At 36.2% G+C, this 7,687-nt stretch carries 9 protein-coding genes; 1 reads left to right on the top strand and 8 read right to left on the bottom strand.

The genetic code is table 11. The annotated features are described in order from the left end of the window. Window positions 1-7 precede the first annotated feature (7 nt). From IV88_RS03765 to IV88_RS03790, 6 genes are all read right to left on the bottom strand, one after another. Window positions 8-424 carry a PTS sugar transporter subunit IIA gene (locus tag IV88_RS03765; RefSeq protein WP_057798918.1) on the bottom strand — a complete coding sequence of 139 codons (417 nt, stop codon included), beginning with the start codon at window positions 422-424 and terminating at the stop codon, window positions 8-10. Window positions 425-513: 89 nt separating this feature from the next. Further along, window positions 514-1,356, bottom strand: coding sequence for a PTS system mannose/fructose/sorbose family transporter subunit IID (locus tag IV88_RS03770; RefSeq protein ID WP_057798920.1), 843 nt, complete (start codon window positions 1,354-1,356; stop codon window positions 514-516). Continuing rightward, on the bottom strand, window positions 1,349-2,149 hold the full coding sequence (locus IV88_RS03775; RefSeq protein WP_057798922.1) for a PTS mannose/fructose/sorbose/N-acetylgalactosamine transporter subunit IIC: 801 nt from the start codon (window positions 2,147-2,149) through the stop codon (window positions 1,349-1,351). Before IV88_RS03775 ends, IV88_RS03770 begins: the two co-directional genes overlap by 8 nt. An 18-nt stretch (window positions 2,150-2,167) precedes the next feature. Further along, window positions 2,168-2,659, bottom strand: coding sequence for a PTS sugar transporter subunit IIB (locus IV88_RS03780; RefSeq protein WP_057798924.1), 492 nt, complete (start codon window positions 2,657-2,659; stop codon window positions 2,168-2,170). Next, window positions 2,656-3,180: a PTS sugar transporter subunit IIB gene (locus IV88_RS03785; RefSeq protein ID WP_057798926.1), complete on the bottom strand. Its 525-nt coding sequence runs from the start codon at window positions 3,178-3,180 to the stop codon at window positions 2,656-2,658. Before IV88_RS03785 ends, IV88_RS03780 begins: the two co-directional genes overlap by 4 nt. A gap of 78 nt (window positions 3,181-3,258) precedes the next feature. After that, the gene (locus tag IV88_RS03790) at window positions 3,259-6,003 is read right to left on the bottom strand and encodes a sigma 54-interacting transcriptional regulator (RefSeq protein WP_057798928.1); all 2,745 of its coding nucleotides are present in this window, start codon (window positions 6,001-6,003) and stop codon (window positions 3,259-3,261) included. A gap of 172 nt (window positions 6,004-6,175) precedes the next feature. On the opposite strand from IV88_RS03790, the gene IV88_RS03795 reads away from it, so the two are divergent. Then, window positions 6,176-6,694: a GNAT family N-acetyltransferase gene (locus tag IV88_RS03795; protein WP_057798930.1), complete on the top strand. Its 519-nt coding sequence runs from the start codon at window positions 6,176-6,178 to the stop codon at window positions 6,692-6,694. 50 nt (window positions 6,695-6,744) lie between these two features. Here the strand turns inward: IV88_RS03795 and IV88_RS03800 are convergent, their stop codons facing one another. Continuing rightward, window positions 6,745-7,125 carry a VOC family protein gene (locus IV88_RS03800; protein ID WP_057798932.1) on the bottom strand — a complete coding sequence of 127 codons (381 nt, stop codon included), beginning with the start codon at window positions 7,123-7,125 and terminating at the stop codon, window positions 6,745-6,747. 2 nt (window positions 7,126-7,127) lie between these two features. Then, entirely contained in the window at window positions 7,128-7,589 is a 462-nt protein-coding gene (locus IV88_RS03805) for a hypothetical protein (protein WP_057798934.1), read from the bottom strand. Between the last annotated feature and the right edge of the window lie 98 nt (window positions 7,590-7,687).

Genomic DNA, 7,687 nt, shown 5'->3' on the forward strand with positions numbered 1-7,687 from the left:
TTAACCTCTATTCATCGTCATCATCAGCGCTAACATCTAAATCATTAACATATATAATCTGTTCACGCGCATTATTAATTAATGTTCGGATACGATCATCACTGATATATTCTTTTTTCGGTTCCATAACAACTGCTAAAACTAAAGGTAAATTCATCCCTGTAATAACATGTGTATGTGGTTGATCCCGGTATGGGAAAAACTTTTGGTTTACACTGCCAGCTAACATGTCGGTAAATACTACTACTTCATCTTCAGCTGTAAACTTTTTCATTATAGTGGCAACTTGATCTTCAATAGGATTGTTATCAACATAAGCAGTTAAAACATCCAAGTCCTCCTGTTCACCTGCAATAAATTCTAAGGTTTGACGCATCCCATCTGCCAAACGATTGTGTGAAGCAATTACAATATGGCGTTTCAATTTCGGTTCCTCCTTATGTTATAAAAGGATGCTCTAAAATTTCTTTTAGCACATCCTCTCATAAATTAGCTATATCTTTTTAAATTAATTTACTGAGGTTGAACACCGAGTAAACCGGTGAATGCACCAACAAGTGAAATAACTACGATTAGTAGAATAACTTTTGTTGGAGTCCAACTCTTTTTACCAAGAAGTGTATATACCATGTAAGCAACTAAGGCTGGTAACAAAGCAGGCATAATCTTATCAAGAATCCCACTTTGGATTGCTAACTTAACTTTCCCAGTCATGAAGGTTAGTGGTGTATAAACTTTAACAACAGTCGCTATCAAGGTACCAACAACGGTCAGACCCATGACAGATGTAGCTTCAGTAAAGATTGATAATCTCTCACCCAAGGAAGTAATCAACTTAACACCTGAGTTGTATCCTAAATCAAATAACTTGATTCGTGCCCAGAATAATAGCATGTCGAACAAGATCCAAGCAATGGCACCAGTTGGGTTACCTTGTACAGCCATATAACCAGCAATTGAACCCATGATAGTTGGGAAGAGAACCCAAATAATTGTGTCACCAATTCCGGCAAATGGTCCCATCAACGATGTTTTTAATGATTGAACAGCATCTTTGGATTTGATACCGTCTTTTTCTTCCATAGCTAAGGTTGCACCTAAAATGATGTTAGCCATTGCTGTGGTTGTATTGAAATATTTAAAGTGATTATCCAAAGCTTCAACATATTCGTCATCTTTAGGATAAATCTTCCGCAAAACTTTTGAGAAGGCCCAAACGACTGATGGTCCCTGTTGAGTTTCATAATTAAAGTTATTAACACCCATTGTCATGTAACGTAGGATCGCACTGTGACGTTCTTTACGTGTTAAGACTCCTGGGGTATTTACTGGTGTTTGTTTCTTTTCTTTACTCATCGTAGTCGTCTCCTTCTTCAGAATCATCAACGCCTTCAGCTACAGCAGCATTCTTCTTGTTTGCTTTAGCCATCCCTTGTTGGAAAATGATAATAGCAGCGGCAAGACCAAGAATAGCAACGCCGAATACTGGTAATTTGAGATATGCAGCAAATACGAATCCTGCTAAGATAGCCCAAATATATTTCTTAGTTGGCATATAATGCATCAACATTCCAATACCTACAACTGGAAGCATTCCACCAGCAATAGTTAATCCATTTGTAACCCACTTTGGAATAACGTTTAAAACTGCTGATACAGCTGATGGTCCAACTGTGATAATGATAACCATGGGAATGAAGTCCTTCATTGTAAAGAACAGAGGTCCAAGCCAGTTAATCATCCGCATCTTGTTGAATTCCTTCTTATGTGCGTATTCTTGAGCTTTGTGTGCGATGAAGTTGTTTGCCAATTTGATAACAACATCGAATTGAATAGCAAGCAATCCAACTGGAAGTCCAACCGCAACCGCCGTTCCAATTCCGGCACCAGTTCGAGCAGCTAAGTAAATTCCAACGATTGTTGCTAATCCGTAATCTGGTACTGAAGCACCACCTAAACCGGCAACACCTAATGACATAAGTTGGAATGTACCTGCAATAACCATCGCTGTATGCATGTCACCCATAATTAATCCGGCAACTAATCCGACAGTTACAGGCCAATAATTCAAGATTGTAATACCCTGATTATCTAGTAATGCATATGCAGGTAATATTAAAATTAATAAATCTTGCAATAAATGTGGCATCTTGATTCTCCTCCTTTATTAATTAAACTCTTTGTTTTCGACTGCTTTATCAAAATTAAGCGGTTCATCAGCTGGTACGTAGCGAATATCTACTGGCACTCCTTGATCTTCAATCTTCTTAAAGTCATCGAATTCTTCTTTATTGAGTGATACAAACTTGCTAACTCTTGTACGACCATCCTCAGCAAATATAATTCCAATATCTACTTTAGGGATTTCAATTCCAGCATCCATAAGTTTCAACATTGTGCTGGGTTCTTTAGCAATAACAAAAACTCGTTGAGCATCATATTTACCATTTGTAAAATTAGTAATTGCCTTTTCGGTATCAATAATTGACATTCCTGTTCCAGCAGGTTTGCTAAGTCGCATACTGTCCTTTAAGGTTTCGTCCTTACTGACTTCATCATCAATTACCATGTATCTTTTTGCTTGGGTTTCTCCAGCCCATTGATTAACAACAATTCCATGAATTAAGCGTTGGTCAACTCTGGCTAATACAACTGTCATTTCAATTCCTCCAATGTATTCGGCACTTCATATGCTTTGGAATATGGTGTTTCTTGGATTTTGACCTCAACGTTATGTTCTTTGATAGCTTTGACGTTATTTAAGTCCTCTTCATCCATATATACGGTTCCAAAGATTTGGTGCTTATGTTCTTTTTTAAACATATTCCAAATGGTAACTTTATCTGCATTCACTCCCTCATCAATAATTTCTCTGACTGCCTGGGGTGTTCGACAAACAATAAAAATTGGTTCTTCTGACTGCTTTCCTAGTAATCCAACCTTTGGCTTACTTAATTTATTAATAATAGCTGGTGCTTCTTTAACTGATACAAAATAACTCTTTAGGTTGGCTGCTTGTGTAGCAATTCTCATCAATGTTTGATTAAAATCATCAGCGGCTAATTCATTGTCCGGAACAATGATCGTATTAAATTGAAAGGCCTGTTTCCAATTCACTGCAATCTGACCATGAACTAATCGGTTATCGATTCGAAAAATCACTCTACTTTGCTTGTTCATCTTTATCCCTCACCTTTATATAAGCAAAAAGCGTGCCAACTTGTGTAAGCGTTTTAATCTTACACTGTTGAACACGCCTCAATCCATTGATTTTAAGCTAATTCTATTTTTTAAAATATCATATACAAATCCAATTTCCGATGTTGGAACTGTCACTTTATAATAGTGTTCTATTTCACTAAAGGCGTCTTTGACCACTTTAATAAACTGTTGATGTTCTTTTTTAAACTGTTGAAGATTGTGATAATCCATATTAGGATGGTTATCAACAATTCGATCTAGCATAAAGCATAAATGCATGTACAAACTAATTCTTAAATAGACATCCATTTTGCTACCAAGGCTACGTTCTAGCACTTTAACACAGTGTTCCACTTGGTCAATCGTAATATCTGGTTGAACCTTCGCTAAGTTAGAAGCAATACTATCAATTGTGAACGCTCTAACCATTGCCGTATTCATATTCTCTAAATTCTTATTATTGAAAACATCTGGAAAGGCATTTAGTAAGACTCGGTCACCAACCTCTCGGTTAATTAAACTTTCAACAGACAGATATGGAACATCCGTAATATCAGGATCATCCGTTCCAATAATCACCTTTACATTGTAATCTTTAAAAATCGAGTTCTGTTTTCCATCGCGTTTTAACTCATAGTAGTCACACGTGACTACATTGATTTCACCATTTGTGTTATCCTGGACGACTTTTTGAAGATACTTAGCTGCACCAATACCCGTAATACATGTTGTCAAAATAACCTTCGGGCGTTTTTGCTGAACTAATACGTTAGATTTAGCCGACGTCTGTTCAGCAATTTGCTGCAGCCCTTCAGTATCCACTTCATTTTTAAGAACCTTTTGACCTACAAATAATGCTGATGCGGTAGAAACATTCGTCATGATACCGATCGTACCATCATAGAAATCCTGAATCTTACTTTGAAGTTTTGTTAGTGAACCCATATCAACTAAAATAATTAGCTCTTTTTCAGTGTTAATCGTATTAAAGTACCGTTTCAATTCACTCACTACCGCATTAACACCCGCGTCAAGTGGCATATCAAAACTCGCAAAGACAAAAGTACCTAACAACCGATTAACAGTAGTAGCAATACTAGAAGCGGTCGAGTACCCATGGGCCACAATCACCGCATTCGTATCACGTGGAATAAGTTGCTTTCGTTGAGAAAAGATAAAACCGAAAACTAGTAACTTATACAAGTCAGGTTTCTGAACATCTAACTGTGTACCGATGGTTTGAACAACCTGTTCAGCTAGCTCATATCTTTCACTATAAAAGCTTTTAATCTTGATATTGCTCTCGGTTAGCCCTTCAATTTCTTGATCATTTTCATAGTCATTAATAAATAAAATTATTTTTGTTAACAGGTCTGCATTACTATTAAATTGATTCATCCCAAAGTTAAGATAAAAGTTTGCTAATGATGTCTTAATTGTTGATTCAATGAACTCTGCAAACGCTGTTGGTTGCGATCGACCCAAATCAAATGAAATATAATCACTCAATTGATCGACAATTTTACTGATTTTATTAAAGAATTCCTGTCGTTGCTCATCCGTAGCATCTAGATTACTGCTGGCTGCAATTATTCGTTTAGCATAGTCTTGCAATTTAACTTGTTGACTAGTTGTAGCACTAATAGCCACGTTCTGAGTAAAATCAATTTTAATGGTTTCATCTTTGTTAGTTGGTAATTCTGATAACTGTTTTTGATCTGTTAAAAAACTTGCTGGTAAATCATTAATTTTGATTAGTAATCCTGAAGTATTATCGTCCCGATGTTTAAGTAATGATTCTGCACAGGCAAGTTTCACAATACTACCTAATTTACCGATGTTACCATCTTTCACTTGCGTGATTAGTAAACAAACCGCTTCGGAACTGATTGTTAGATTTCGCTGAATTAACTTCGCTTCTTTCATAAATAATGAAGTAATCAGTGCTATTTTTTCTTTCTTAGTTCTTTCTTGATAACTTGGAATCTGAATAACTAATGGGATTCGTCTTAAGAATGTCTGCAGAAAATCCACATTATTACGTTCCGTTGTAGCAAAAATTAAGCGAGCATTGGATTTTCTAACTTTGCTTGTTTCACCAACTGGTCGATAAGTTCCTTTATCCATAAACTGGAATAGTTTTTCTTGGCTTTCAGGTGCTAAACGATGAACTTCGTCCAAGAATAAATATCCATTTTGAGCGCTAGCTAATAAGCCTTGTCGCTCATCTTGAGCACCCGTGAATGCACCCTTAGTATGACCAAATAACATACTGGAAAGCAATTCTGGGTTATCTGCATATTCAGCGCAGTTTAAAGTTACAAATTCGCCAGAAACATAACCTTGCTCTTTTGCATATAAATAGGCCAACTTGGCAATGAAACTCTTACCAACTCCCGAATCACCCATTAGCAAACTAGGCATCCCATTTGGCGGATAGATTACGGCTGACTTCATTTGTTCAACGACACCTTTTAGACTATCGCTTTCTCCAACAAGTTGATGAAATGGATCAGTAATATGTTTCTTAGCCTTCGCTTTATGCAAATATTTTTGAATATTTGGTAAGTTACTTTTATTTTTTTCATAGATAGCAGCATCAATAAAATACACAGGCCGAGTATTTATTTTCAGTGCTTCCCCATTTCGAACTAAATCATTTAGGTATAAGCTTACTGTGCTGCGTTGAATTTGAAGCTCATCTGATATAGCTTTTGCTGATACTCCTAATTTATTTGTTGCACTTAAACTTTCACTGCGACTTTTTAGAAAATCAATTACTTTTTCTCGATTTGTTAACATTCATTTTCCTCCGTCCGCACCTTGCTATTATTTCTAACATACCACAAAATGAAGCGGTTTCACATTGTCATTTTATTTTTAAGTCTAAAGCTACTGATAATACACATAAATCCACTTATTCAAATAGTTACATAAATGGTAAACTATTAACAAAACAAAGGGAGTGCATAGAATGGCAGCAATCTATATCAGGCAAGCAATTGAAACAGATTTACCCCGAATCATGGAAATAATTAATCAGGCTAAGGCACTTTTAAAAGCCGATGGAAGTCCACAATGGCAAAATGGAAAGCCAAACGAAGATGTTTTGACTGAAGATATTAATCAGAAGCATTGTTGGGTATTGATGGTTGGAAATGAAATTGCTGGTACTGCAACACTCCTTGATATAGATGATCCTAACTACGCCCAAATTGATGGTAATTGGATTACGGATGGTGTTCCATATACAACAATTCACCGCATTGCCTTGTCTGCTGACTTTCGTGGACAGCATTTAAGTGATTTCTTCTTTTCAAATTTGATTAGTTTATCACTTCAAAAGGGATTCTCCACTATACGAATTGATACCCATGCCCTCAATCAACGGATGCAACATTTAATTCAGAAAAATGGATTTGAATTTTGCGGAATCGTCCATGTTGAGCCTGGTAAAGATGGCGAACGAAAAGCATATGAATTACAGTTATAGAAATCAAAAGCTTCCTACCACTTTAATCAGTGATAAGAAGCTTTTTTAATTTATACAGTTAATTCCAACACGTTACCTTCAGGATCTTCAAAGACCGACTCATAATAACCATCACCAGTAGTTCTGGGACCATTAGTATGTTTGTACCCATCGTTACTTAATCGCTCTGTCATTTCATCAACAGCTTTCTCACTACCCAATGACATTGCAATGTGGGCATAACCATAAGTTATACTATCTGGTTCGACAACATTATCTTGGTTCATAATTTCCATTCTGGTTTCACCATCTGGAAAACTCAGGAAATATGAATAAAATCCTTTTGTTCGATTATGGTATAACTCACTACTTGTAGCTTCAAAGTATTTTTCATAGAAGCTCTTAAATTTTTCAATGCCCTTAGTCCAAATAGCAACGTGTTCAATTTTCATTTTTAATGTTCTCCCTTAACAACAAAGTATGAGCCTCTAATCGTACCGGCCAACTTCGATTTTTGGCGTGCAAACTTGAACTTTCCTTCAAATTCAGCTGGCACTTCCATCCCGTCTGAAAGTTTAAATCCAACTGCTCGCTTGCCACCTTTTTCAACACTATACATCACATTAACTACTAGTCCATTTTCGTAGAATACATATGCCATTTTCAAGCCATCTACTTCAAAACTGGAAATCTCTAAAGGAGTATAACCAAATTTCATGTCACGTTCAGACAGTACCTCTTCAACCCACTCTAAGGTTTGGGGATCCTCAGATGCAGGAACTGTTACAAATTCATGCTTGTATTTATTCCAATAGTATCGGGCTTCGTTAGCTCTCAAACCGGCTAATGCCTTAGCTACTGGTGAACTTTCTAAACCTACTGTTGAGACATCTTTAAAATCAACTTTATAGCTCATATCAATAATATCCTCTTTTTGAATATTTTTTGGTTGCGTTTTCAGTCTATGTAATTAAATGATTAAAGTCAATCTGTTTTTAGATAACTCAAAGTTAT

The sequence above is a fragment of the Pediococcus argentinicus genome (assembly GCF_001437605.1).
Classification (GTDB): domain Bacteria; phylum Bacillota; class Bacilli; order Lactobacillales; family Lactobacillaceae; genus Pediococcus; species Pediococcus argentinicus.

Bases quoted from the DNA above. Each gene is read 5' to 3' on its own strand.
- IV88_RS03770 (WP_057798920.1), bottom strand. From the start codon at position 1,356: ATGAGTAAAGAAAAGAAACAAACACCAGTAAATACCCCAGGAGTCTTA.
- IV88_RS03775 (WP_057798922.1), bottom strand. From the start codon at position 2,149: ATGCCACATTTATTGCAAGATTTATTAATTTTAATATTACCTGCATAT.
- IV88_RS03780 (WP_057798924.1), bottom strand. From the start codon at position 2,659: ATGACAGTTGTATTAGCCAGAGTTGACCAACGCTTAATTCATGGAATT.
- IV88_RS03785 (WP_057798926.1), bottom strand. From the start codon at position 3,180: ATGAACAAGCAAAGTAGAGTGATTTTTCGAATCGATAACCGATTAGTT.
- IV88_RS03790 (WP_057798928.1), bottom strand. From the start codon at position 6,003: ATGTTAACAAATCGAGAAAAAGTAATTGATTTTCTAAAAAGTCGCAGT.
- IV88_RS03795 (WP_057798930.1), top strand. From the start codon at position 6,176: ATGGCAGCAATCTATATCAGGCAAGCAATTGAAACAGATTTACCCCGA.
- IV88_RS03800 (WP_057798932.1), bottom strand. From the start codon at position 7,125: ATGAAAATTGAACACGTTGCTATTTGGACTAAGGGCATTGAAAAATTT.
- IV88_RS03805 (WP_057798934.1), bottom strand. From the start codon at position 7,589: ATGAGCTATAAAGTTGATTTTAAAGATGTCTCAACAGTAGGTTTAGAA.